Below are 20,707 nucleotides of genomic sequence, written 5' to 3'. Positions count from 1 at the left end.
AACGCATGTCTTCTTTATCCGCCAAGCGGCCGCGTCTGTCACGAGTAGTGCACTACTTCTCTTCCCCGGCGGCCGGGCGGTGTGGCCGCGTACCGGGCGCCTAGGGCAGCTGGGGGCCGGTCAGGCCGATGCTGCCCGCGAGGTCGGCGAGAGTGGCGTCGAAGAGGGCGTCGGGATCGGTGACGGGCATCGGGTAGTTGCCGAACACCTCGAGGGTGACGTGGCCGTACAACCGTGCCCACAGTGTCATCATCAGGTAGGCCACCCCCAGGTCGAGTTTCTCGGCGGGGAACTTCTGACCCGATTCGGCGAGCATGGCGAGCAGTTCGGTCTGGAACTCGATCAGATCCTCGCGCAGCGCGCCGGGGATCGTGTCGGTCGAGGGGGTCACCAGGTCGTAGGTGGTGAGCAGCCTGCCCGCCGCGCCGAGGAAGACGCGGCCGAATGGTTCGTCGAATTGCCGCATCCCGCCGGGGTTTTCGCCGGTCGGCGAGGCGAACACCAGGGTGAACTCGTGCGGGTGGGTGAGGGCCCAGCGCCGAAAACCCTTGCAGATGGCGAACAACTGCACCACGCCGTCGTCGGGGAGTTCGGCCACCTGCCCGGCGAGATCGTCCGCCAGGTCCACGCAGATGTCCCGGCGCAGCGCCGCGACCAGGTCCTCGCGGGAGGCGTAATAGCGATACAGCGCGGGCGCGGTGATGCCGAGATCGCGCGCGATGGCGCGCAGGGTCAGCGCCTCGGGACCGTGTTCGGCCAGCACCGTCCTGGCCACTCGCCGGATGTCCGCGTCGTTCACCGCGGGCATCCGGCCCCGTCGTGCGGGTTGTGTCATTCGTATGCGACCTGCCAGCTCTTGATGCCGTTCAACCAGCCCGAGCGTAGCCGCACCGGCTCGGAAATCTCTCGCAGGTTCGGCATCACGTCGGCGATGGCGTTGAAGATCAGGTCGAGTTGCAGCCGCGCCAGGTTCGCGCCGACGCAGAAGTGCGTGCCGGTGCCGCCGAAACCCACGTGTGGGTTGGGGTTTCGGGTGACGTCGAATTCGAACGGCTTGGTGAAGCGCTCCTCGTCGAAATTGGCCGAGGCGTAGAAGAGGCCGACGCGCTGGCCCTGGCGCACGGCTTGGCCGCCGATCTCGGTGTCCTGCAACGCCGTGCGCTGGAAGGCGATCACCGGCGTCGCCCACCGGACGATCTCGTCGGGCGCGGTGCGCGGCCGCTCGGCCTTGTACAGTTCCCACTGCTCGGGGAAGTCGATGAACGCCTTCATGCCGTGGGTGGTGGCGTTGCGGGTCGTCTCGTTGCCAGCGACCGCCAAAAGGATGACGAACCAGGCGAATTCGTCCGATCCGAGCGCCTCCCCGTCGAGGTCGGCGGTGACCAGCTGGCTGACGATGTCGTCGGCCGGGCACTTGCGGCGCTCCTCGGCGAGATTCCAGGAGTAGCCCATGATCTCCGCGGTGGCCAGCTTGTGGTTGCCGTCGAAATCGGGATCGTCGTAGCCCATCATCTGATTGGACCAGTCGAACAGCTTGCCGCGGTCGGACTGTGGCACGCCGAGCAGCTCGGCGATGGCCTGCAACGGCAGCTCGCAGGCCACCTGCTGGACGAAGTCACCGCCGCCGGTCTTCTTGGCCTCGTGGACGATTCGCTCCGCGCGTTCGTGCAACGCGTCGCGCAGGCTCTGCACCGCGCGTGGCGTGAAGCCGCGCGAGATGATCCGGCGCAGCTTGTCGTGGATGGGCGGATCGGTGTTGACCAGCATGGCGCGCTGGATGTCGATCTCGTCGCGGGTGATGTCGCCGTTGAAGCGGATCACCGCGGTGTTGGCGTTGGTGGAGAAGACCTCGGAGTTCTTGGAGATCTCCTTGATGTGGTCGAGCTTGCTGACCACCCAGTACCCGCCGTCGTCGAAGCCGCTGACGCCCGTGGGCTGGTCGACCCACCAGACCGGAGCGGTCCGGCGGAGTTCGGCCCACTCCTCGACGGGGAGGCGGGTGGCGAGCAGGTCGGGATCGGTGAAGTCGAAATCGTGTGAGATGGACGGCGCGGACACGGTACCTCCTTTGGAACACGTTCCACAGGAGTGAACCACACCACACCTATTTTGTGAACACCATTTAGTAAATCGGGTTCACCGAGTTGTGCGCGTCAGTCCGACGGTGGTCCGGCCAGGATCGCCGTGACGACGTCCACGAGTTCGGTCATCACCTGCTCGGGGCTGAGCTGGACTCCCGAGATCGCGAGCAGGTCCTGGGTTTGGTGCACGTCGCCGAGGACCTGGAAGGTCAATGTCATGGCTTGGGCGAGCCGGAAGCGGATGGTGTGGCGGGGGAGGTCGGGGAAGGCGCGGCCGAGCAAGGTCATGAAGCGGACGGCCTGATCGGCGAATCCCTCGGCGACGGTCGACAGTGCCGGATGGCCGCTGCCGAGGATGCCCGCGATGAACTTGACCCAGGATCCGCCCTCGCCGGTCGCCATCTCCCACACGGGCAGCACGAACGCCTCGGCCAAGCCGCGGGCGGTGACCGCGCCCGAGTGCTCCACGTCGTCGAGCAGGGCGGCGCGCCGGGCCGCGACCGCATCGCTTCGCTGCCGGATCAACGCCTCGATCAGGGCTTCCTTGGAGCCGAAGTGATAGTGCACCGCAGCGACATTCGCGCCCGCGGCGGACATCACCGCACGCAAGGACACCGCGTCGATGCCGCGTTCGGCGAACAGTCGCTCGGCGGCCAGTATCAGGCGCTGGTCGGTCGGCATGGCTAGTTCCGCTTCGCTGATCCGAAGCTCGGCACGGTCCGCTGCGCTGGTCACCTGCTGCATTGTAATCACCGTTCGCCCAGCGTAAACGCAATCTCTATCAACCGATGCAATCACTTGATAGAGTGCGGTGCGTGAGCACGCCGACCGTCCCCGCCCACGACTTCGCGGCACTGACCAGCCTGGTGACCGGCGATCCCTCCGACACCGTTCCGGTGGCGGAGGTCTTCACCGGAACCGTGGTGGCGGACCTGCCGCAGTCCTCGCCCGCCCACGTCGCCGCGGCGTTCGTCCGCGCCCGCGCCGCCCAGGCCGAATGGGCGCGCCTGCCGGTGCGGCGTCGCCTCGCCGTGTTCGAACGCTTCCACCGCCTGGTCCTGGAGAATCACCGGACGATCACCGACTTGATCCAGATCGAGACGGGCAAGGCGCGCCGGATGGCTTTCGAAGAGCTGTGCGATATTCCGATGGTCATCAGCCACTATCTGAAGCGCGCGCCGCGACTGCTGCGACCGGTGTGGCATCCCGGCGCCATCCCGCTGGTCAGCTCGTCGACCGAGGTCCGCAAGCCGCGCGGCGTGGTCGGCGTCATCGCGCCGTGGAACTTTCCGTTCGCCATCGGCTACTGCGATGCCATCCCCGCGCTGATGGCCGGGAACGGAATCGTGCTCAAACCCGACAACCGAACCCCGCTCAGCCCGGCGTTCGGGCTGCGGCTGCTGCTCGAGGCCGGGCTTCCCGAGGGGCTGGTCCAGCTCGTGTGCGGCGAGGGTCCGGTGGTGGGGCCCGCGGTGGTGGACGGCGCCGATTTCGTGATGTTCACCGGCTCCGAGGCGACCGGGCGGCTGGTGGCGAGACAGGCGGGGGAGCGCCTCGTCGAATCGTGCCTGGAGCTGGGCGGCAAGAATCCGATGATCGTGCTGGCCGATGCCGACCTGCCCGCGGCGGTGCACAGCGCGATCAACGGCGTCTTCGCCAACACCGGTCAGCTGTGCCTGCACATCGAGCGGATCTACATTCACGAATCGGTATATGCCGCTTTCCGTGACGAGTTCACCGCGCGCGTCTCGGCGCTGCGGGTCGGGCCGGGTTACGACTTCGCTGCCGACATGGGCGCGGTGATCTCGGCCGATCAGTGCGCCCGCGTGGCGGCGCAGGTCGAGCAAGCCGAGGCCGCAGGGGCGCGCGTGCTCACCGGCGGCCGAGCGCTTCCGGAACTGGGCCCGACCTTCTACGCGCCGACGGTGCTGGAGGGTGTCACCGGTGAGATGGACGTCTTCGGCGCGGAGACGTTCGGTCCCGTCGTCGCGCTGTACCCCTTCGCGACGGTCGACGAGGCGGTCGAGCTCGCAAACGACACGCGCTATGGGCTGAGCGCGAGCGTGTGGGGGCGCGACCTGCCCGCGGCGCGCGCGGTCGGTGCTCGCCTCGCCGCGGGACACGTGAACGTCAACGACTGCGCCGCGCTCGCCTACGCCGGAAAGAGCGCGCCCTCCGGCGGTTTCAAGGCGTCGGGGATGGGCGTGCGCAACGGGGACGAGGGCCTGTTGAAGTTCACCGAATCGACCAACGTGGCCACCTTGAAGCGCCAGGTACTCGGACCGAAGCCGGGTCAGCCGTACGACGAATACCTCGACCGCACCCTCACCACGCTGTCGCTGCTGCGCCGCTTCCGCATCCGGTGATCGCGAATCCGTGGCGGGAGCAGTCGCAATAACGAAACGAAACCGGCTGAGTGTCAGCCGGTTTCGCCAGTTGGTTGTTCAGTTGCCGAGCCGGTCGGCCGCCAAGGCACGCACGGCCTTCTTGTCGGGTTTGCCGAGTCCGGTGAGCGGCAGTTCGTCGATGACGAGGACGTGCTTGGGCACCTGGACCGAACCCTTGCGCTGCCGGACGGTCTCCTGGATCTCGGCGATCATCGTCTCGACGGCGGTCGAATCGCTGTGCGCGGCAGGGTCGAGCACGACGACCGCGGTGACCGCCTCGCCCCAGCGCGGGTCGGGCACGCCGACGACCGCGACGTGCGAGACCAAGGGGTGTTCGGCGACGACGTCTTCGACTTCGCGGGGAAAGACGTTGAATCCGCCGGTGACCACCATGTCCTTGCTGCGCCCGACGATGTGCAGGAAGCCGTCCGCGTCCTGGCGGGCGAGATCACCAGTGCGCAGCCAGCCGTCGCGGAAGGTCTCCGCGGTCGCCTCGGGCTTGTTCAGGTAGCCGGCGGCGACCAGCGGCCCGGAGACGCAGATCTCGCCGACCTCGTCGGGCGCGACCACCTTGTCGTCGCCATCGAGCAGCGCGACGCGCAGCGCGGCCGAGGGACGTCCGCAGGAGGTGAGGCGCTGCGAATCGTGTTCGCGCTTCCCGAGATAGCTGATGGCCATCGGCGCCTCGGACTGCCCGAAGTACTGCGCGAAGATCGGCCCGAAACGCTCGATCGCCTGCGTCAACCGGGTCGGGTCGATGGCCGAGGCGCCGTAGTACACCGTCTCCAGCGAGGACAGGTCGCGGGTCGCGAGATCCGGATGGTCGAGCAGCGCGTAGAGCATCGACGGCACCAGCATGGTCGCGGTGATCCGGTGCTCCTCGATGGCGCGCAGCACCTCGCCCGGCTCGAAGCGGGGGAGCACCACGCACTGCCCGCCGAGCAGGACCACGGGGAGGAAGAAGGCGGCGCCCGCGTGCGACAGCGGCGTGCAGATCAGGAACTTCGGTCGTTGCGGCCATTCCCATTCCGACAGCTGGATCTGGGTCATCGTCGCCATGGTGAGCGCGGATCCGATGACGCCCTTGGGTTTTCCGGTGGTGCCGCCGGTGTAGCTGATCGAGACCACGTCGTCCGGCGACAGGTCGGTGGCCTCGATCGGCTCCAAATCGACCGCCGCGGCGGCCGCCGTCAGATCGATGCCGACGTCGGCCAGCTCCGGCGGCACCGCGCCGAGCACGAGGACGCGATTCAGCCGCGGCACCCGGTCGACGAGTTCGCGGGCGCGCTGGACGAAAGCGGGTACCGGATCGAGTACCAGGGTGGTGATCTCCGCGTCGTCCAAGACGTAGGCGTGGTCGTCCAGTCCGCCCATCGGATGCAGCGCGGTGCGCCGATAGCCGCGGACTTGTCCCGCGGCGATGGTGAACAACACCTCGGGCCGGTTCATGGCCAGAACACCGACAGGCGTGCCGGTGCCGACGCCGTTGGCCGCGAACGCGGCGGCGTAGCGGCTGATCGCATCGAGCACGTCGGCGCCGGTGAGGACGGTGTCGCCGAGGGTGAGCACCGGATCGTGCCGGTGCCTGCGAAGACCGGCCAGCAGGCTGTGACCGTTGTGCACCGGCAGTCGCAGGTGAGTGTCGTGATCGATTGTCGTCATGGATGTTTCAGCTCCGAAGGCTCGTCGTTGACCATTGTTCGGCCCGGCTCAGGCCGGCGCGGCGTAGAGGGTGACGACGCACGCGCCGCCGAGACCGAGGTTGTGCGCCAAAGCGATCCGCGCGTCCGGTACCTGCCGCTCGGCGGCGAGTCCGCGCAACTGCCAGGAGAGTTCGGCCGTCTGCGCCAGTCCGGTCGCGCCGAGCGGGTGTCCCTTGGAAATGAGCCCGCCGGACGGATTGACCACCCAGTCGCCGCCGTAGGTGGTGGCGCCGGATTCCACCAGCGCGCCCGATTCGCCCTCCCCGCACAGGCCGAGCGCCTCGTAGGTGATGAGTTCGTTGATCGAGAAGCAGTCGTGCAGTTCGATCACGTCGACCTCGTCGATGGCGATCCCCGCGGTGTCGAGGGCGCGCCGGGACGCGATGCGGGTCATCGGAGCTCCGACGACATCGATCATCGACGCGGTGGAGAACGCGGTCTCGTCGTCGGTGACCAGTTCCTGCGCGAGGATCTCCACGGCCTGCGCCTCCAGCCCGTGCTCGCGCACCACGTCCTCGCTCACCAGCACGGCCGCCGCGGCGCCGTCCGACATCGGCGAGCACTGCGAACGGGTGAGCGGGCCGTGCACCGGCGCGTCGCCGAGCACCTGCTCCAGGGTGTAGGCATTCTGGAACTGCGCCAAGGGATTACGCGTCGAGTGCGCGTGATTCTTCACCGCGACGGCGGCCAGCTGTTCGGGCGTCGTGCCGTAGCGCTTGCCGTGCTCGAGCGCGGCGTTGCCGAAGAACTGCGTGGTCATCGGCGCGCGGCCGAAGTCGTACTGGGCGGCCATGACTCGCAGGTGCGCGTCGACGGTGGTGGTCTTCGGTGGTGTCGCGGGCCCGGCCATGGCTTCCTTGGTCATCTGCTCGAATCCGACGGCGAGCGCCGCGTCCGCGAGCCCCGCGCCGACCCATTCGCGCGCCAGCATGAGCGCGGTGGAGCCGGTGGCGCAGTTGTTGTTGACGTTGACCACCGGAATGCCGGTCATGCCGGCGTCGTAGAGGGCGCGCTGTCCCGCCGCGGAGGGCTGGAACACATAGCCGACCGCGGCGCGCTGGACCCGGTCGTAACCGAGCCCGGCATCGCCGAGCGCGTCGCGCACCGCCGCGCCGACCATCTCCGGATAGGTCCACGCCATGGACCCGATCTTGACGAACGGCGTCATGCCGACGCCGACGACGAACACCCGTCGCATCCTCGCACTCCTGTCTCGGTTCATCGCCGCTCTCGCAGCGGTTTCGCACGCCTCGCACGGGTTGTGGCCGCTGCGAGGCGTGTGGAAGGTCTGCACGGAATCCGGTTCACGTGGTGGGCCGTTCGGCGCCGACGACCCAGAGCGCGTGGAACTGGGAGGCGCCGCCCATGGCGTGGCCGATGGCCAGCCGGGCGTCGGGGACCTGATGCTCGCCCGCCAGGCCGCGGACCTGAAGGGCGGCCTCGAGGAAGCGGATCAGCCCGGTCGCCCCGGTGGGGTTGCCGGACAGTACGCCGCCGGACGGGTTGATCGGCAGCGCCCCGCCGAAACGGGTGGTGCCGTCGTCGACGAGCTTCCAGCCCTGGTGCAGCGGGGCGAGGCCGATGTTCTCCAGCCACATCGGTTCGTACCAGCTGTACGGGATGTACAGCTCGGCGACGTCGACTTCCCTTGCGGGGTCGGCGATTCCGGCTTGCCGGTAGGCGTCGGCAGCGCATTCGGCGCCCGCACGCGGGTTGACCTCGTCGCGCCCGGCGAAGTGCCCGGTCTCGGTGCGGAACGCCATGCCGTGGATCCACGCGGGCGGGCGGGCCGGACTCCCGACCTCCGATTCCGCGGACAGCACGATCGCCGCGGCGCCGTCGGAGGAGGGGCAGGACTCCAGATAGCGGATCGGGTCCCACAGCATGCGGGACTCCTTGACCTTCTCCACGGTGATGTCGGGCATGTGCACGTGCGCGTACGGGTTGCGGATCGCGTTGCGCCGGTGGTTGACCGCCACCTGCCAGCCGATGTGCTCGGGCGCACCGGACCGGCGGATGTACTCGCGGATGACGGGCGCGAAATGACCGCCCGCGCCCGCGCCCAGTTTGGCGCTGAACGGCAGACCGCGCGAGAGGGCCCAGGTGAAATTGCCTTCGGACTCTTTGGAATACGCCGCGACCAGCACGCGCCTCGCCAACCCAGCCTCGATCAGGTGCGCGCCGTAGATGGCCGCGTGCCCGCCGACGCTGCCGCCGGTGAAGACCCTGGTCACCGGGAGCCCGCGGGCGCCGAGCGCGTCGGCGAGATAGAGCTCCGGATTCATCACCCCGTCGAACAGATCCGGTGTCTTGGACAGCACGACGGCGTCGACATCGCCCAGTTCGAGCTCCGCGTCGGCCATCGCGGCCGCGACCGCTTCGCGCACCAGCGCGCCGATGGTCACCTCGCGGCGCTTGGCCTGCTTGCCCTGACCGATGCCGATGACGGCGACGGGTTCACTCATGCCGGGTCTCCTTCCAGCAGGCAGACCAGATTCTGTTGCAGCGCTTGACCGTTCGTGGCATGTGCGAGAGCGCGTCGCGCCAGCCCCGAGCGAATCCCCTTGGCGGCCTCGGCGATTCGGATCAGGCCCGTCGCGGTGGTCGGCCTGCCCGCCAGCGGCCCACCCGACGGATTGATCGCCGTCGCCGCGCCGAGGCCGAGCTCGCGAACCAAGAGGGGTTCCTGCGCGGAGTATTCGACGTGCAGCTCGGCGATCTCGACCCGGCCCGCGTCGAAGCCCGCGGCCTTCGCCGCGCGGACGGCCGCGAGTCCGGCGGAGGGAGCCCTGGTCAGATCCCGCGACCCCGGATAGTGCCCGTCCATCCGGTGGTCGATGCCGCGCACCCAGGCCGGACGCTCGCACAGCGATCTCGCCACGTCGCCCGCGGCGAGTACGACCACGGCCGCCGCGTCGCCGACCGGTGACACGTCGTGGCGGCGCAGAGGCGCTGCCACATACGGTTCGGCGAGCAACTCGTCGATCTCGTAGTCGCCCGAGACCTGCGCGTGCGGATTCTTCGTGGCATCCGCCAGGCTGCGCGCGACGATCCGTGCCATCTCGCGTTCGGTCGTCAGCTCGGACTGGAGCAGCGCGCAGGCCTGGATGCCCGCGATCGCGTCGCGGTGCGGTCGCAGCGGCGTGAGGTAATACGGATCCAGCTGGGCGGGCACGACTTGGTCGAGGTCGCGTGGCAGGGACCCGCGGCCGATCCCGTACACCAGGGCGATATCGCCGTGCCCGAGCTGAAGCCACGACCACGCCTCGTAGAACGCCCACGCCGCGTCCATCTCCACGTGGGACTCCACGATCGGCGGCCACGCGCCGACGGCGTCGAGCGAGTCGATGTAGGCGAAGGTGCGTCCCTCGTGGAAGTCGTGGCTGCCGGAACACACGAAATCGACCCGGTCGCGGTCGAGCGGGATTCCGGCGAGCGCCTCGCGGATCACCGGAAGCAGAATGCCCGCCATGTCGTCGCGCCGGTTCGCGGCGAGGCACGCGGACTGTGCCGAGCCCACGATGGCGACCTCACGCATGCGGAACCTCCTGGCTGGGCGACACGGGGCGGTAGTGGCGAATGCTCATCCAGGACGGCTCGAGATCGGCGCCCTCGCGCCAGACCGGTTCGACCTCCATGCCGATGTGGACCTCGGCGATCTCGACCTCGCGAATCAGGTGCATCAGCCGGGTGTCGGCGCCGTGCGGCTGGATGTAGGCCACCACGTAGGGCGGATCGATCTCCTGCCCGGGGAAGGGGAAGCTGACGACGCAGAAGGTGGAGACGACTCCGCGCCCGTCGAGTGGGGTGGGTTCGCCGAGCTCGACGAGGCAGCGTGCGCAGAATTCCGGCGCGGGCAGGTAGACGTGGCGGCACGACGGGCAGGTGGCCGCCAGCAGCTTGCGCTGGGACAGGCCGCGCAGGAACCGCGAGCGCCCGACGCCCGCGACGAACGTGTATTCCATCCGCAGCGGGGTCGGCATCAGCGAAACCGGTTCCGGCAGTGGGCTATTCATCGCCTTCCTCCGGCTCGAAACAGCGCAGGTCGGACAGCACGCCGTGGCGTTCGTCCGCCCACCGCGCCCGTACTCGCAGGCCGCGCCGGATTCGCGCCGGATCGCCGCCGACGTCGAGGGCGTGGAAGAACGTGCCCTCCGTGCCGTCGACGGCGATCAACGCCCAGGCGAAGTCGCCGTCGACCGGATCGCCGGGGCGGCCACGCACCCAGGTCCACGACTCGACGGAGCCGACCGGGGCGACCTCGACGAGCTCGCTGAGCTCCCCGCCGGTCACCGGATCGAACTCGGGCGGCGGGCAGACCACCGTGCCGCGCTCGGTCCGCGCGCCGAACAACCGCCGCTCGCGCAGACCGGCGAGGAAGGTTCCGACGACCGGTCCCACCGTTCGCTCGAACGGGAACTCGATCTCATACGGGGCGCGCAGGCCCTCGTCGACATCAGCGGACATCGGCAGCTCCTTTCACGGCTGGAGTCTGCCTCAATCACTTGATTGAATCAAGTGCTTGAGGGCGCGGTCCGCGAGCGTCGCGGACTCACGGTGTGCGAGCGAGCAGCTCCGCCGCGCCCGAGCAGAGCTCGTCGATCACCTGGGCCGCCGGGGTGACCGCGGTGATCGCGCCGACCCCTTGACCCGCATCGATCGGTGCGGTCCGCGGATCGTCGGCGGCGACAGCGGCCGCCAGCGCGGCTCGCGCCTGCTCGTCCGTGCGCAGCGCGTCCTCGCGACCGGCCCACCGCGCGGTGAAGTCGTTGCGCAACACCCGCGCCGGGAATCGGGCGGGCCAGGGCAGTCCCATCGCCACGTCGAACGCCGTGGTGACGACGGTGTCCGTGCCGTCGGCCGCGAGCAGCGCGCGGCGGCCCGCCTCCGACAGCGACGACTCCGCGCAGGCGGCCAAGCGCGTGCCGAGCCATACGCCGCCGGCCCCCGTGGCGAGCACGGCGGCGAGACTCGCGGGCGATCCGATGCCGCCCGCGGCCAGGACCGGCGCCGAGACGGCGTCGAGCACCGCGTCAAGCAGTGGCAGCGTCGCCATTTCCACCGCGCCGTGGCCGCCGCCCTCGGCGCCACGCGCGACCACCACGTCGATACCGGAGTCTTCGGCCCGGCGCGCCTCGGTCGCGTTGTAAACCTGTGTGGCCGTGCGGATTCCGCTGTCGCGCACGCGGGCGATCCAGGACGGATCGGTCCCGAAACTCACCGAGATCAGGGCGGGAGCCGCCGCGATGGCCACGTCCAGCAATTCGGGATCGGCGGTCACGACCCACTCGACGAGGCCGATGCCGAATCGCCCGGCGAGCGCCGTCGTGTGCCGGAGTTCCTCGCGCAGGGCCGCCGCCGATCCGGCACTCCCCATGCCGATCATCCCCAGCCCGCCCGCCGAGGTCACCGCGGCGGCCAACCGCCCGCCCGCGACGCCGCCCATCGGCGCGTTGACCACCGGCACGCGCAAGCCCATCGCTCGCGACCACTCGGTGCTCAGGCGTGACGCTGCTCGATCATCCGAAGAAAACGGTTCCCGTTGCGACGACATCCGTCCATGATGTCAGCGCCGATCCGTCCGCCCGGTCGGCTCGCGCAGCCGGGTCTCTCCGAGTGGGAGCGCACGCGCGGGCGGCGGTCGAGGACGTCGGAGCTATCTCACAGCGGATCGATGTCGAGCGGCCGCCGGGTCTGCCACGGTGGCGGGGTGAGCATGGCGGTGAGTTGGGCGTGGGTCAGTTCGGCGCGGAGTCCGGGGTCGGTCCGCAGATGGTCGAGGGCGGAGAACAGCGAGTTCGGGCTGACGCCCCACATGATCGGCGCGACCTTCCACGGGCCGTTCGGGCTGTCCTTCGGGGGCCGCAGGTGGGTCGGGGTCCTTCCCGGCGTCGGCCGGGTGGTCACCGCGGCGCGCGGGCAGCGGATCGCGATGGTCTCGGTGCCCTTCGCGTCGAACCCGGCCTCGAAATCGATCGCCTCCCAGGGAAATTCCCAATCGAAGTTGCGGGTGGTGACGCGAATGGTGTGCGGGGACAGGCAGAGCCGCGCGGCCCGCCGATACCGGATTCCGAGGCAGGCGAGGACGAGGACCGAGACGAGCAGCGCGATCCCGAAGAACATCGGTTCGAGCGCTCGTTCGAGGACGCCGATCCACAGCGCCGCGACCGCCAGCGCGGTGAGCGCGGCGAGCACCGGCGCGACACGGGTCGGCAGGTATCGCAGCACGAAGGTGGACGCCCCGTCGCCCTGGTGCACCCAAGGGCGATCCTCGATGCTGGTGACGCGATAGATCGCCCCGGTCATCGCGGCCAGCAGCAGCAGGAGCGCGGCGACGCGCACGACGAAGTCGTTGTCGGCCACCATTCCCGCGACCGAGGCCGCCGCCGCGCCGACGAGCGCGGCCGAGGACGCCAACAACCATGCGACGGCCCGGGATTCGGGCCAAACCCACCGCCAGAGGTACCCGGGCGGTGAACCGGCAGTACCGGGAACAACAGGTGTGCTCATCGCGTTCCGTTCAGGGTCCAATCACTCGCGCCGAACCTCGGTGTCCGGCGCCGTCCTGAAAAGTAACCGCATTCTCGGGGTGAACCGGTAATCAACACGGCTCGCGTTTCGCCGGGGAACAACACGCGCACACCGAGACCCGGGAAGACCGGTCGGTTTCTGGCAAAGTGCATGGGTATGAGCGATCAGGACACCGAACTGATCTACCTCGTAGAGATCTCCCGCCCCGGCCGGACGCAGGAGCTGTGGTGGCGCGTCGGCAACGTGGGCACACCGGCGCAGACGTCGGCGGCGCTCGCCGAACTCGCCAGGCGGGTCTGCCGGGATCTCCTCTCGCCGGAGCCGCGGCGTTGCGATCGCGCGCGGCGCTGCTGGTATCACTGCCGGGTGTCCTGGCCCGACGGAGTCGTGCTCGACGAAGTCGAGGGGCGCGTGCAGGCGTTCTTGCTCGCCGTCGAATTGTGGCGGGTATCGGCGATCGCGGGGTCGGCCACCAAAGAGGTCGGCGGGTAGATTTTCGCGGTCGCGCGATTTTCGCACACGCAATACCGCGCCCGACTATCCTTGACGGGTCAGTTTCTCCAACACGGCTCGATACCTGTCCTCTCGGGGTGGCAGCAGCCGCCCCCTAGAAGCTAGGGAGAGAACCGCATGGATATTCAGGACATTCACCGGAAATTCGATGCGATGGACATCGACGGCGATGGTTACATCGACCGCGAGGAGTTCATTCAGCACTACGGCGACCAGGTTCGGGACATCGACATCCTGATGTCCCGGTTCGACGAGGTCGACATCGACGGCGACGGCAGGATCAGCAGGGATGAATTCCTGACCGCCGCTCGCGCGCCGCTCTGAGCAGACCCGGCGTCGACGGAGCGCCCGCTGCGCGCCGCGATCGCAACCCGCGAGGGCCCCTCTGGCCGAGGGGTCCTCGCGGCATGCCGCCATCGCGGTAACGGTCATCGCGACTCTGCCGATCTATGGTGAAACCCCCTGCTGGACAGAGGATTCCCATGGGCGTGTGGCAGAGTCTCGAGGTCCCCGGATATGGTCGGTTGACCGTTCGCGACGACGCGGAGGTCCGCTCGATCGACGCGCCGGGGGAGGTCTTCGACGACGCGATCGTTCTCGAGTTCGAGTCGAACGCGGCTCTGCCGCCCGACTTTCAGGTGCATTTCCTGCAATTCGCCGCGCACGAATTACGTGTGCACGGCGCGAACGGTGATTCCTCCGCCTATGGCGACCCGGTGTGGTCGGTCGATTCCGGTCGATTGTCCTGGCACGTCGACACTTTGCCGCCCCAGGGAACCGGAAGCAATGCGGCGGCCATCAGGCCGTGGTACGACGCGGGCGCGAATCATTCGGCCGATGGCGCGACGCTGACGATGGCGGACCGGCCCGGATTCCGCGTGCCCACCGCCGTCGAGTCCATCTTCGATCGACTGGAGTCGCACCCGGCGAATCAGGCCGAGATATCCCGCTGCGGCGCCCCGGTATCGGCGGACTGCATTCAGCATTTCGACACCTACGTCGTCGGTGTGCGGCCCGCGGGCGCGGGCGCTGCGGCTACCCGGTAAGGCCCAAGGCGCCCCACGTCGTGGCGAGAACCTGCCGACGGCGGTCCTGCGGCCACGGCGCGCCCTCGTCGAACGCGCCGACGACGAGGCCGTCCACGACGACGTTGAGCAGATCGGCCGCGTGCTCGAGCTCCGCGACTCCCGCCTCGCGCAACATGTTTCGGAGCCGGGCGTCCCACCAGGCGTTGAACGCGTCCAGTTCCGCGCGCAGGACCGGTTCGGTGGGGGCGGCGACGATCAGCGCGAGCCAGAACCGGTGCGTCGCTTCGTCGGCGGTGAGCACCGCCCACTCGATGAGGGCGCGCGCGGCCGTCGCGCCGCGGTGGCCCGCCATGGCGTTCTCGGCCTGCTCGCGACGCGCTTCGATCTCGCGCCGCACCGCGACGCGCAGCATCTCGTCCCGGCCGCCGACGTAGTGCGTCACCACCGAGGTGGACGCGCCGACGCGTTCGGCCACCGAGCGGATGGTCACCGCCGCGAATCCCGAGTCGACGGCGAGGGCGACGACGGCGTCGCCGATCGCGGACAGGCGGGCGGTGCGATCGACCGTGCGGGGCATGGCCGCAGTCTAGCATTTGTGCAACACTTGTTTTGCAACAAGCGTTTCATATAAGGAGTTGGCGATGGAGCAGGCGACCGTCGCGGTCATCGGCGCCGGATTCGCGGGGCTGACCGCGGCACGCGCTTTGCACGCGCACGGCATCGACGTACGCGTCCTGGAAGCGGCCGATCGAGTCGGCGGACGGGCGCAGACCGAGCGTTCGGCGGCGGGTACGCCGGTGGATCTCGGCGGCCATTGGATCGGCCACCACCACGCCCGAATGATCTCGCTGGCAGAGGGATTCGGCATGACTCTGTTCCCGACTCCGGAGATCGGCGAAGCTGTCGTCCTCGAAGGCGGGCGACGGATACGGATCGGCCCGCTCACCATGGCCGCGGCCGCGGCGGCGCTGCTGCTGCTGGAGTTGCTGGCGCGCACGGGTGCAGGCCCCAGGTGGGACGACGTCACGGTGGCGGACTGGGTGGCCGGGATTCTCGGCGGTCGCGCGCGTCGCCTGGTCGAGGCGGTCCTGCCCGAGGCGACGGCCTGCGACCTCGACCGCATCTCCGTCGGCGCGCTCGCCGTCGGTATTCGCTCGGCGGGCGGGCTGCGGACCTTGCTCGGCACGGCGGGTGGCGCACAGGAATCGCTGCTCTCGGGCGGGGCGGGCGGGCTGGCCGAAAAGCTGGCCGCCGAGCTGGGCTCCGCCGTCCATCTCGGCAGGCCCGCGACCGCGATCACCCGGTCGGCCGACGGCGTGACCATCGCCACCCCGGCGGGTTCGGTGCGCGCGGCGCGGGCGATCGTCGCCGTGCCCGCGCCGGTCGCCGCCGGAATACGACACCATCCACCGCTGCCACGCGAGCGCGCATACGTCCAGGACAACCTCAGGATGGGCACGATCTACAAGGCGATCGCCGTCTACGACAGGCCGTTCTGGCGCGAACGCGGGCTCAGCGGCGCGATCGTCGCCCTCGACGGGCCGGTGCCTGCGGCCTTCGACGTTTCACCGCCCGGCGGCCCCGGCCATCTGTGCGTGCTGATTCCCGGCCGTGCCGCCGAAGCGCTCGACCGGCTCACCGCCGCCGAGCGGCGCGACACGGTGCTGGCCGCGGTGGCGGGTCAGCTCGGGTACGCGACGATGAATCCGCTGAGCTGGCACGAGAAGTCCTGGCACCTCGATCCCCATGTCGGCGGCGGTTACACGGCGATTCCGCGCCCCGGCGCGCTCGACGCGCTCGCCGACTCGGCGCTGCCGACCGGGCCGATCCATTGGGCGGGCAGCGAAACCGCGTCGCGGTGGAGCGGTTACCTGGAAGGCGCGGTCGTCTCCGGTGAACGCGCCGCCGACGAGGTCCTCGCGGCATTGGGCTCGACTTGCCTTGGAGTGCACTCCAAGTCGTAGCGTGAGGGCGCAGGCTTGCCGAAGCTTGCCGACACACGAGGAGATCACAAGATGGAGCTCGGCTTTCACATACCGATCTTCGACATCGACGGTGGGACCACCGCCATCGCCGGTGAATTGGCCAGGGTGGGCGCGGCGGCCGAAGCGTCGGGCGCGACCTGGTTGTCTTTCATGGATCACTATTTCCAGATCGAGCCGACCGGCCGTCCCGCGGAAGCGAACATGCTGGAGGGCTACACCACGCTCGGTTTCCTTGCCGCGCACACCTCGACGATCGACCTCGCCCTGCTCGTCACGGGCGTGACGTACCGGCATCCCGGTCTGCTCGCGAAGATCGTCACCACGCTCGATGTGCTGTCGGGCGGGCGGGCCGTGCTCGGGATCGGGGCCGCCTGGTTCGAGCGCGAGCACCGCGGGCTCGGCGTGGCGTTCCCCTCGGTCGCCGAACGGTTCGAGCGACTCGAGGAGGCTCTGCGCATCTGCGGACAGATGTGGGATCCGGCGAACAACGGACCGTTCGAGGGCAAGCACTACCAGCTGGCCGAGACACTGTGTTCGCCGCAGCCGATCAACCGTCCCAAGGTGATGATCGGCGGCGGCGGGGAACGCAAGACGCTGCGACTGGTCGCGCAGTACGCCGATGCGTGCAACCTGTTCGGCACGCCCCAGGATGTCGAACACAAGCTCGACGTCTTGCGCAGGCACTGCGACGAGGTCGGTCGCGACTACGACGAGATCCGCAAGACGATCATGGCGAACAGTCCGCGGCCGACCCTCGACACCCGCGACGAATTCGTCCGGGCGATGGCCGATTACGCCAAGCTCGGCGTGCAGGCCGTCATGGTCATCCCGACGACCGGATCGCCTGCCGCGTGGATCGACGATTTCGCGCCGGCCGTTTCGCAACTGGCCGACCTCGGCTAGGACGTACCTTCGCCTTCGTTCCGGCCACGCGCGTTCCGGGGCCGCCTCGATCAGTGGTTCGTCGCGCCTCCCGGCGCATCGTCCTCGATGCGCCGGGAGCCGTGCTCACCGTTCGATCACGCCGACGGCGCGGGGCTGAAGACGCCGAAATGGTTGCCGGAGGTGTCCAGCAGATCGGCCGACACCAGACCGTCCGAGGTGGTGGCGGGCGGGGTCAGCACCTTGGCGCCCAGTGCCTCGGCGGCGGCCACGGTGGCCGCGACGTCCTCGACCATGACCAGGAAAGTAGCGTGATTGGCCGCGCTGTCCGGGGTGTGCGCGACGCCGCCGCTCGGCGCGTCGTTGCCGGGGTAGTGGATCAGTTCGTAGCCCTCGTCGTCGCTCCCGTAGGGGGCGAAGGACCAGCCGAACAGCTCGCCGTAGAACTTCTTGATCTGCTCGGGCTTGTCGCTGCCGACCTGGAACCAGGTCACCGTGTTGTACGGGGGAGTGCTCATCTATCGTCTCCGAATCTCGGGTCGTTGCCTTGCCCGATCACGATCTCCCGCCGCAGCGACAACCCCCTGTCGGTGTTTTCGAAACGGTTTCAGAGCGCGACGACCCGAAGCCCGTCGTCCGGAATGTCCCAGGCCGAGCCGTCGAACGGCCGGTGCGGTGCGGGCAGTTCGGTCGCCGCCGCCGACGCGATCCGGTCCAGCCGGAAACAGCGCGGACGGTCGCGCATCCGGCACCAGGCCGCCAGATACCAGCCATTGATCCCGCTCACCAATGCGAACGGCTCGACGTCGCGTTCGGTGCGCGCGCCGAACCGGTCGAGATAGCCGATCCGCACCACCCTGCCGACCTCGATGGCCCGTTCGATCACCGCCGGAATCCGGTGATCCTGTTCCGCGTCAACGGAATCCAGCAATCGGATGCGGGCGGCGAGATCTCGGGCGGCGACCGCGTTGCGTTCCGGCAGCACCGCGACGATCTTGCGCAATGCGCTGTGACCCGCCCGCTCGAACGGGCCACCGCGATGGCGGGCCAGCGCGACCGCGAGCGCGACGGTCTCCGCGGGCGTGAAATTCAACGGCGGCAGGGACATGCTCTTGTCCAGTGCGTACCCGCCGCGCCTGCCGACATCGGCGTAGATGGGGATACCGGCCTGCTGTAGCGCGCAGATGTCGCGTTCGATCGTCCGTACGCTCACCTCGTATCGCTCGGCCAGCTCGCGCGCGCTGCGCAGACGCGGCGAGATCGCCCGCAGTTCCTCGACTATCGCGTACAACCGATCCGTGCGGTTCACGCCGTCACCGTAGCGCCGCCCACCGACACATTCCGGCCGCAGGCCGAGCGCGCCTCGTCAGGCCCACCGCGCCGATGCGGGATCGATGCCGTTGGCGCGCGCATTGGCGTCGATGACGTCGCGCAGCCAGGCGCTCAGGCCGGTCGCCATGCGGTCGTAGTGGGCGGCGAACCCCGGATCGGTGGCGAACGTGCGCCCCAGGCAGACGTGCATCGCGTGGGTGCAGTCGAAGTACGCGCCGATCGAGGCCCGATGCCGCTCCGCCAGCGCGTTGGCCCAGTCGCTTCCTGGAACCACCCCGGCGCGGTGTGCCGCGGCGAGCTCCGCGTCGAGGGCCGCGACGTTGTCGGCGATCTGCTGCCACTGCGCGGCGGTGCGGCCCGCCGCGCGTTCGGCGTACTGCGCCCACTGCGTAGTGTCGCCCCACCGGTCGCGTGCCTGTCCGGGCCACGACGGCTGCCAGTGCGGGCCGAACAACGCCACCTGTTCCTCATCCGACAGCAGGATGCCGGACGTCCTGGCTTCGATCACCCGATCCAGCGCGTCGCCCATCCGGTGCAGCTGGGCGACGCGCTCACGCAGCTGGGCGCGCTGCCTGCGCAGCGAGGCCATCGCCTCGGCCGACGGCGCGTCCAGCAGCTCCGCGATGTCGGTCAGCGGCACACCGAGCTCGCGGTAGACGAGCACCCGGCGAATACGGGCCAGGTCCGCCGCGGAGTAGCGCCGGTAACCGGCGTCGGTGCGCTCGGACGGCTGGACCAGCCCGATGGAATCCCAGTGGTGCAGGGCACGGACCGTGACGCCCGCCAGCGCGGCGACGGCGCCGACCGTGAGCCCGTCGGCCGGGTCGGCGTCGTCGCGAGGTCGGTGCGTCACACCGGCCAGTCTGGCAGTCACGCGGTGTCAGCCCTCGTCGGCCACGGCCGGGTCACGCTTCCGGCGCTTCGATTCCGATGGACCGCAGCATGTCGGCCTCCGGGCTGTTCGGATCGTAGGGCCGGGCCGCCGTCATGATCACCCTGGTGTGCTCCAGGGTGCGGATCTCCAGCTCCACCGAGTTCCACGGCATCGATTGCGGTCCGGTCGTGCAGCCTGGCAGCAATTCCGCACAGGCGGACGCGATCTCGTCGAGCTGGCTCAGCACGCACGAGAAGCTCACGCTCAGTGCCGAATTCACCGGGGTGTCCTCGTTCGGGACGAGCAGGACGTCCTGGAACGCCCAGCGCCGCAGGTGGGTGACACGGCCGGGAACCGAGAACAGATCGAAGAACCCGAGTCCTCTGGTCCAGAAGTCGACCGACGCGGCCAGATCCGGCGTCGGCACGGTGACGAACATCGGCATTCCGTAGATGCCGCGGAAGAGCTCCGGTGGCGCGGCGTCCAGGGCGGGGATCGGGACGGGGCCGATATCGAAGGCGGGGAATGTGTCGGTCATGACGTCATCGTCGAGCCTTACGCAACGTCAGGGTCAAGTCGCCGCGGTGTCGTGCCTCGATGGGGGTCGCCATCGAGGCACGACGGATCGGCGTATCACTGCTCGGCGATCGTCACCGTTTCCAGGTCGAGGTCACGGAAGGGCGTGACGGTCACGTTCCGCAGGCGCTCCGACCAGCCGGTCTGCACGCCGGGGATCACCAGCGGAACGGCGGGCATGTCCTGCAGGACAAGGCGTTCGGCTTCCTGGTAGAGAGCCCACGAGTCCTGCTCGTTCGCGGTGGCGTCCGCGCGGGCGAGCAGCGCGTCGACCTGCTGGTTGCTGTAGCGGCCGGTGTTGGACGAGCCGCTGGTCCGGTACAGGGGATTCAGGAAGTTCTCGATCGAGGGATAGTCGGCGACCCAGCCGGTGCGGTAGATCGTCTGCATCTGGTGCGCATTGATCTGCCGCCGGAACTCGCCGAGCGTCGGCACCGGCCGGAACCGGCATTCGCGGCCGAGGGCGGCGGTGATCGACGAGCACACCGCGGTGAGCCACTTCTCGTTGGCCGAGTCGACATTGGACGCGATCTCGATCGGACCCTGGAATCCCGTGCTGTCGAACAACTCCCGCGCCTGCTGCGGCCGGTGCTGGCACAGTGTTCCGCACTGGCCGGTGGTCCCGCCGCGCACGGTGGGCGGCACGAGTCCGTCGGCCGGGGCGCGATCGCCGGTGAACACCGTGTCGATGACGTGCTGCCGGTCGATCGACATCGAAATCGCCTGGCGTACGCGCGGATCGGCGAAACGCGGGTCGTACAGCGGGAACGTCGTCGGTCTGGATGGATTCGGCGACGGCATTGCGGGGCGCCGCG

Annotated in this window: 23 protein-coding genes; 6 read left to right on the top strand and 17 right to left on the bottom strand. The window is 69.3% G+C overall.

Annotation, left to right across the window (positions count from 1 at the left end; translation table 11 throughout):
- Nucleotides 1-100: 100 nt before the first annotated feature.
- From ACRWNM_RS22005 to ACRWNM_RS21995, 3 genes are all read right to left on the bottom strand, one after another.
- A complete protein-coding gene (locus ACRWNM_RS22005; protein WP_431969941.1) occupies nucleotides 101-835 on the bottom strand; it encodes a TetR/AcrR family transcriptional regulator in 735 nt (244 codons plus the stop codon).
- The gene (locus ACRWNM_RS22000) at nucleotides 832-2,058 is read right to left on the bottom strand and encodes a cytochrome P450 (RefSeq protein WP_431969940.1); all 1,227 of its coding nucleotides are present in this window, start codon (nucleotides 2,056-2,058) and stop codon (nucleotides 832-834) included. Before ACRWNM_RS22000 ends, ACRWNM_RS22005 begins: the two co-directional genes overlap by 4 nt.
- Before the next feature lie 95 nt (nucleotides 2,059-2,153).
- Entirely contained in the window at nucleotides 2,154-2,816 is a 663-nt protein-coding gene (locus tag ACRWNM_RS21995) for a TetR/AcrR family transcriptional regulator (RefSeq protein WP_431969939.1), read from the bottom strand.
- An 80-nt stretch (nucleotides 2,817-2,896) separates the two neighbouring features.
- Here ACRWNM_RS21995 and ACRWNM_RS21990 point away from each other — a divergent pair, with 80 nt between their 5' ends.
- A complete protein-coding gene (locus tag ACRWNM_RS21990) occupies nucleotides 2,897-4,447 on the top strand; it encodes a succinic semialdehyde dehydrogenase (protein WP_431969938.1) in 1,551 nt (516 codons plus the stop codon).
- Nucleotides 4,448-4,525: 78 nt separating this feature from the next.
- Here ACRWNM_RS21990 and fadD8 read toward each other — a convergent pair whose 3' ends face one another.
- The 8 genes from fadD8 to ACRWNM_RS21950 form a co-directional block, all read right to left on the bottom strand.
- Entirely contained in the window at nucleotides 4,526-6,130 is a 1,605-nt protein-coding gene (gene fadD8 / locus ACRWNM_RS21985) for a fatty-acid--CoA ligase FadD8 (protein ID WP_431969937.1), read from the bottom strand.
- 48 nt (nucleotides 6,131-6,178) lie between these two features.
- A complete protein-coding gene (locus tag ACRWNM_RS21980; RefSeq protein ID WP_431969936.1) occupies nucleotides 6,179-7,369 on the bottom strand; it encodes a thiolase C-terminal domain-containing protein in 1,191 nt (396 codons plus the stop codon).
- Between the two features lie 106 nt (nucleotides 7,370-7,475).
- A complete protein-coding gene (locus tag ACRWNM_RS21975; RefSeq protein ID WP_431969935.1) occupies nucleotides 7,476-8,636 on the bottom strand; it encodes a thiolase domain-containing protein in 1,161 nt (386 codons plus the stop codon).
- Nucleotides 8,633-9,709 (bottom strand): lipid-transfer protein, encoded by a 1,077-nt coding sequence (locus ACRWNM_RS21970; RefSeq protein ID WP_431969934.1) that lies wholly within the window; start codon nucleotides 9,707-9,709, stop codon nucleotides 8,633-8,635. Before ACRWNM_RS21970 ends, ACRWNM_RS21975 begins: the two co-directional genes overlap by 4 nt.
- Entirely contained in the window at nucleotides 9,702-10,187 is a 486-nt protein-coding gene (locus ACRWNM_RS21965; protein WP_431969933.1) for a Zn-ribbon domain-containing OB-fold protein, read from the bottom strand. The genes ACRWNM_RS21970 and ACRWNM_RS21965 overlap by 8 nt, the downstream gene beginning before the upstream one ends.
- The gene (locus ACRWNM_RS21960) at nucleotides 10,180-10,638 is read right to left on the bottom strand and encodes a Zn-ribbon domain-containing OB-fold protein (protein WP_431969932.1); all 459 of its coding nucleotides are present in this window, start codon (nucleotides 10,636-10,638) and stop codon (nucleotides 10,180-10,182) included. The genes ACRWNM_RS21965 and ACRWNM_RS21960 overlap by 8 nt, the downstream gene beginning before the upstream one ends.
- A gap of 85 nt (nucleotides 10,639-10,723) precedes the next feature.
- Nucleotides 10,724-11,650, bottom strand: coding sequence for an NAD(P)H-dependent flavin oxidoreductase (locus tag ACRWNM_RS21955; RefSeq protein ID WP_431969931.1), 927 nt, complete (start codon nucleotides 11,648-11,650; stop codon nucleotides 10,724-10,726).
- A 182-nt stretch (nucleotides 11,651-11,832) separates the two neighbouring features.
- Nucleotides 11,833-12,681, bottom strand: a complete 849-nt coding sequence (locus ACRWNM_RS21950) for a hypothetical protein (protein WP_431969930.1) — start codon at nucleotides 12,679-12,681, stop codon at nucleotides 11,833-11,835.
- 177 nt (nucleotides 12,682-12,858) lie between these two features.
- On the opposite strand from ACRWNM_RS21950, the gene ACRWNM_RS21945 reads away from it, so the two are divergent.
- The 3 genes from ACRWNM_RS21945 to ACRWNM_RS21935 all read left to right on the top strand — a co-directional run bounded on the left by ACRWNM_RS21945 (nucleotide 12,859) and on the right by ACRWNM_RS21935 (nucleotide 14,261).
- Complete coding sequence (locus ACRWNM_RS21945) at nucleotides 12,859-13,194, top strand: hypothetical protein (RefSeq protein WP_431969929.1); 336 nt, start codon at nucleotides 12,859-12,861, stop codon at nucleotides 13,192-13,194.
- 138 nt (nucleotides 13,195-13,332) lie between these two features.
- A complete protein-coding gene (locus ACRWNM_RS21940; RefSeq protein WP_431969928.1) occupies nucleotides 13,333-13,539 on the top strand; it encodes an EF-hand domain-containing protein in 207 nt (68 codons plus the stop codon).
- Nucleotides 13,540-13,697: 158 nt separating this feature from the next.
- Complete coding sequence (locus ACRWNM_RS21935; RefSeq protein ID WP_431969927.1) at nucleotides 13,698-14,261, top strand: hypothetical protein; 564 nt, start codon at nucleotides 13,698-13,700, stop codon at nucleotides 14,259-14,261.
- Here ACRWNM_RS21935 and ACRWNM_RS21930 read toward each other — a convergent pair.
- Entirely contained in the window at nucleotides 14,251-14,820 is a 570-nt protein-coding gene (locus ACRWNM_RS21930; RefSeq protein ID WP_431969926.1) for a TetR/AcrR family transcriptional regulator, read from the bottom strand. The genes ACRWNM_RS21935 and ACRWNM_RS21930 overlap by 11 nt on opposite strands.
- Before the next feature lie 64 nt (nucleotides 14,821-14,884).
- On the opposite strand from ACRWNM_RS21930, the gene ACRWNM_RS21925 reads away from it, so the two are divergent.
- Together ACRWNM_RS21925 and ACRWNM_RS21920 are read left to right on the top strand one after the other, a co-directional pair.
- Nucleotides 14,885-16,207 carry a flavin monoamine oxidase family protein gene (locus tag ACRWNM_RS21925; RefSeq protein WP_431969925.1) on the top strand — a complete coding sequence of 441 codons (1,323 nt, stop codon included), beginning with the start codon at nucleotides 14,885-14,887 and terminating at the stop codon, nucleotides 16,205-16,207.
- A gap of 51 nt (nucleotides 16,208-16,258) precedes the next feature.
- Nucleotides 16,259-17,131, top strand: a complete 873-nt coding sequence (locus ACRWNM_RS21920) for an LLM class F420-dependent oxidoreductase (RefSeq protein ID WP_431969924.1) — start codon at nucleotides 16,259-16,261, stop codon at nucleotides 17,129-17,131.
- 116 nt (nucleotides 17,132-17,247) lie between these two features.
- Here ACRWNM_RS21920 and ACRWNM_RS21915 read toward each other — a convergent pair whose 3' ends face one another.
- The 5 genes from ACRWNM_RS21915 to ACRWNM_RS21895 form a co-directional block, all read right to left on the bottom strand.
- A complete protein-coding gene (locus ACRWNM_RS21915) occupies nucleotides 17,248-17,628 on the bottom strand; it encodes a VOC family protein (protein WP_431969923.1) in 381 nt (126 codons plus the stop codon).
- Between the two features lie 89 nt (nucleotides 17,629-17,717).
- Complete coding sequence (locus ACRWNM_RS21910; RefSeq protein ID WP_431969922.1) at nucleotides 17,718-18,419, bottom strand: helix-turn-helix transcriptional regulator; 702 nt, start codon at nucleotides 18,417-18,419, stop codon at nucleotides 17,718-17,720.
- Between the two features lie 57 nt (nucleotides 18,420-18,476).
- The gene (locus ACRWNM_RS21905) at nucleotides 18,477-19,295 is read right to left on the bottom strand and encodes a MerR family transcriptional regulator (protein WP_431969921.1); all 819 of its coding nucleotides are present in this window, start codon (nucleotides 19,293-19,295) and stop codon (nucleotides 18,477-18,479) included.
- 52 nt (nucleotides 19,296-19,347) lie between these two features.
- Nucleotides 19,348-19,854: a VOC family protein gene (locus ACRWNM_RS21900; RefSeq protein ID WP_431969920.1), complete on the bottom strand. Its 507-nt coding sequence runs from the start codon at nucleotides 19,852-19,854 to the stop codon at nucleotides 19,348-19,350.
- Between the two features lie 95 nt (nucleotides 19,855-19,949).
- Entirely contained in the window at nucleotides 19,950-20,693 is a 744-nt protein-coding gene (locus ACRWNM_RS21895; protein WP_431969919.1) for a peptide ABC transporter substrate-binding protein, read from the bottom strand.
- Nucleotides 20,694-20,707: the final 14 nt, after the last annotated feature.

The sequence above is a fragment of the Nocardia sp. bgisy134 genome (assembly GCF_965341865.1).
In the GTDB taxonomy this organism is placed as follows: domain Bacteria; phylum Actinomycetota; class Actinomycetes; order Mycobacteriales; family Mycobacteriaceae; genus Nocardia.
This window is presented reverse-complemented; position numbering and strand designations above follow the sequence as displayed.

Coding starts and splice junctions, on each gene's coding strand:
- ACRWNM_RS22005 (WP_431969941.1), bottom strand. CDS start 835: ATGACACAACCCGCACGACGGGGCCGGATGCCCGCGGTGAACGACGCG.
- fadD8 (WP_431969937.1), bottom strand. CDS start 6,130: ATGACGACAATCGATCACGACACTCACCTGCGACTGCCGGTGCACAAC.
- ACRWNM_RS21980 (WP_431969936.1), bottom strand. CDS start 7,369: ATGCGACGGGTGTTCGTCGTCGGCGTCGGCATGACGCCGTTCGTCAAG.
- ACRWNM_RS21975 (WP_431969935.1), bottom strand. CDS start 8,636: ATGAGTGAACCCGTCGCCGTCATCGGCATCGGTCAGGGCAAGCAGGCC.
- ACRWNM_RS21970 (WP_431969934.1), bottom strand. CDS start 9,709: ATGCGTGAGGTCGCCATCGTGGGCTCGGCACAGTCCGCGTGCCTCGCC.
- ACRWNM_RS21965 (WP_431969933.1), bottom strand. CDS start 10,187: ATGAATAGCCCACTGCCGGAACCGGTTTCGCTGATGCCGACCCCGCTG.
- ACRWNM_RS21960 (WP_431969932.1), bottom strand. CDS start 10,638: ATGTCCGCTGATGTCGACGAGGGCCTGCGCGCCCCGTATGAGATCGAG.
- ACRWNM_RS21955 (WP_431969931.1), bottom strand. CDS start 11,650: ATGGGCTTGCGCGTGCCGGTGGTCAACGCGCCGATGGGCGGCGTCGCG.
- ACRWNM_RS21950 (WP_431969930.1), bottom strand. CDS start 12,681: ATGAGCACACCTGTTGTTCCCGGTACTGCCGGTTCACCGCCCGGGTAC.
- ACRWNM_RS21945 (WP_431969929.1), top strand. CDS start 12,859: ATGAGCGATCAGGACACCGAACTGATCTACCTCGTAGAGATCTCCCGC.
- ACRWNM_RS21940 (WP_431969928.1), top strand. CDS start 13,333: ATGGATATTCAGGACATTCACCGGAAATTCGATGCGATGGACATCGAC.
- ACRWNM_RS21935 (WP_431969927.1), top strand. CDS start 13,698: ATGGGCGTGTGGCAGAGTCTCGAGGTCCCCGGATATGGTCGGTTGACC.
- ACRWNM_RS21930 (WP_431969926.1), bottom strand. CDS start 14,820: ATGCCCCGCACGGTCGATCGCACCGCCCGCCTGTCCGCGATCGGCGAC.
- ACRWNM_RS21925 (WP_431969925.1), top strand. CDS start 14,885: ATGGAGCAGGCGACCGTCGCGGTCATCGGCGCCGGATTCGCGGGGCTG.
- ACRWNM_RS21920 (WP_431969924.1), top strand. CDS start 16,259: ATGGAGCTCGGCTTTCACATACCGATCTTCGACATCGACGGTGGGACC.
- ACRWNM_RS21915 (WP_431969923.1), bottom strand. CDS start 17,628: ATGAGCACTCCCCCGTACAACACGGTGACCTGGTTCCAGGTCGGCAGC.
- ACRWNM_RS21900 (WP_431969920.1), bottom strand. CDS start 19,854: ATGACCGACACATTCCCCGCCTTCGATATCGGCCCCGTCCCGATCCCC.
- ACRWNM_RS21895 (WP_431969919.1), bottom strand. CDS start 20,693: ATGCCGTCGCCGAATCCATCCAGACCGACGACGTTCCCGCTGTACGAC.